Source organism: Actinotalea sp. C106 (assembly GCF_023630195.1).
Taxonomy (GTDB): Bacteria; Actinomycetota; Actinomycetes; order Actinomycetales; family Cellulomonadaceae; genus Actinotalea.
Window position 1 is genome coordinate 1 of sequence record NZ_JALPKN010000430.1, and the last position, 1,878, is coordinate 1,878.

Sequence of the window (1,878 nt, forward strand, 5' to 3'; positions counted from 1 at the left end):
CGGCCGTGCGGCCACGCCCGGGCCGTGCACGAGCTCGACGGTGCCCTCGGCAGCGAGGGCGCCGAGCACCCTCGCGAGGTCGTCCACGGGCACGAGGACGTGCACCGTCGGGCCCTGCTCGACCGTGAAGGCGCCCGTGTCCTCGCTCAGCTCGGCGACCGTGAGGGAGTCCGCGACGCGCTGCGGAGCCCCCTCGTCAGGGACGTGCCACAGCTCGACCACGCTGCCGACCGCGACCTGCTCGGAGACCGCGCGGGAAGGACGAACTGCCAAGGGTCGCAGCGCCAGGTCCACGTCGGTCGACAGCGCCGTCCAGGGCACGAGCTCCCCGGCGCCGACGGTTCGGACCACCGTGAGCCCCGACGGCAGCTCGTCGCCCGGCGCCAGGTACAGGTCGCCGTCCTCCGGGAGTCGCACCTGACGCACATCGAGGTCCTCGACCTGGAGCTGGTCCCCGGGGACGAGGGCGTCGCGGGCGACGAGGATCGGCACCGTGCGGCCTGCCGTGGCCACGAGCCACGAGCCGAGGGCGACCGACAGCGCCACGAGGACCAGCCCGGCGAGCAGGCGCGGGTCCCGCCAGCCAGGCCTGCGCAGCCTGACCGCCCCGGGGAGCGGCACCCCTCCGGCGGGGCCAGAGCTGACAGCCTCCGGTGCGTGCACGCTCGTGGTCTGCATGGCCCCCTGCTCCCCGGGGTGCCACCGGACGGGGGTGGCGCACCGTGTCGGTCTGCGCTGGTCTGCACACATCATGCCCGTTCTGCCCCCTGGACCACGAGCCGTCCTGCGCGCCCCTGTGGACGACGCGTCCGACGAGATCCTGCGTGGGAGACTTCCTGGCATGGCAGCACGATTCCTCACCCTGGCTGACGTGACCGAGATCCTGAACATCTCGGCGGCGCAGGCCTACGCCCTGGTGCGTACCGGCGAGCTCCCTGCCATCCAGATCGGAGGCCGTGGCCAGTGGCGCGTCGAGTCCACCGAGCTGGAGGCCTACATCCAGCGGATGTACGCGCAGGCACGCTCGAGGATCGATGCCGGCCAGATCGAGGAGAGCCCCTCGTCCTCAGAGGCTGCTGATCAGGTCTAGGCCCCCGAAGGCCAGCACCTGGCTGCGTCCGGTCGGCCGCCCCGAGTCCTCGTAGGCGAGGGCCACGTCGAGGTGGTCCGCACCGACCGCGTCGACCCGACCGAGGTGCTCGCCCACCACGGTGCGCACCCGGACCAGGCTCCGGTCACGGGCCACCGCGCGCACGGCGTGCCCTAGACCCAGCCGGCGCAGTACGCCGTCCTGCGAGACCACCGCGCCACCAAGACCGCTCAGCCCGACCACCGCCCCGAGCGGCACGAGGTGCTCACGCCCCGAGGCCAGCAGGTGCATCCACGCCGGGCCGACGTCCTCGACCCGTCCTGCGAGCAGCAGGCCCGACCGCAGCGTGACCGTGAGCTCCTCGCCGCGGCTGCCTCGCAGGCGGTCGGCCAGGGGCACGGTGGCCCGCTCGGCCCGCGTCAGCTCGGCGACCTCGTCAGCCCGGTCCTGCGCGTCGGCCGCCGCGAGCTGCGCCTCCATGTCGGCGAACAACGACTCCCAGCGCATCGCACCACCGTAGGGCAGAGCCCCGTCCACACGTTGGCAGCAGGACTGGACAAGGGCAGCCGTCGTCAGACAGAGTCTGCGAGCATCAGACGACATCAAACGCGATCAAATGGCACCCAACGCGTCCCTGAAGCACGAAGGAGCATCATGAGCTCGAGAATCAGCCCGGCCCCGGGTCGCCGCCCTGGTGCGCTCCGGGCAGGGGTCGCGACCGGCTCCCTCGGCCTGGCCGCCCTGGCCCTGGCCGGCGCTGCAGGTGATGCCGTGACCAGGGCGTCCGC

General features: G+C 73.1%; 3 protein-coding genes. 1 reads left to right on the forward strand and 2 read right to left on the reverse strand.

Annotated elements, in window-relative coordinates; translation table 11 throughout:
• A partial coding sequence (locus L0B03_RS17230) for a hypothetical protein (RefSeq protein ID WP_250448157.1) occupies positions 1–678 on the reverse strand: 678 nt, incomplete at its 3' end.
• Positions 679–841: 163 nt separating this feature from the next.
• On the opposite strand from L0B03_RS17230, the gene L0B03_RS17235 reads away from it, so the two are divergent.
• Complete coding sequence (locus L0B03_RS17235) at positions 842–1,090, forward strand: helix-turn-helix domain-containing protein (RefSeq protein WP_250448159.1); 249 nt, start codon at positions 842–844, stop codon at positions 1,088–1,090.
• On the opposite strand, the gene L0B03_RS17240 is transcribed toward L0B03_RS17235, so the two are convergent.
• The gene (locus L0B03_RS17240) at positions 1,067–1,597 is read right to left on the reverse strand and encodes a hypothetical protein (protein ID WP_250448161.1); all 531 of its coding nucleotides are present in this window, start codon (positions 1,595–1,597) and stop codon (positions 1,067–1,069) included. The two genes, L0B03_RS17235 and L0B03_RS17240, sit on opposite strands and share 24 nt — an antisense overlap.
• Between the last annotated feature and the right edge of the window lie 281 nt (positions 1,598–1,878).

Excerpts from the sequence above, each read along its gene's own strand:
- L0B03_RS17240 (WP_250448161.1), bottom strand. The coding sequence starts at position 1,597 with ATGCGCTGGGAGTCGTTGTTCGCCGACATGGAGGCGCAGCTCGCGGCG.
- L0B03_RS17235 (WP_250448159.1), top strand. The coding sequence starts at position 842 with ATGGCAGCACGATTCCTCACCCTGGCTGACGTGACCGAGATCCTGAAC.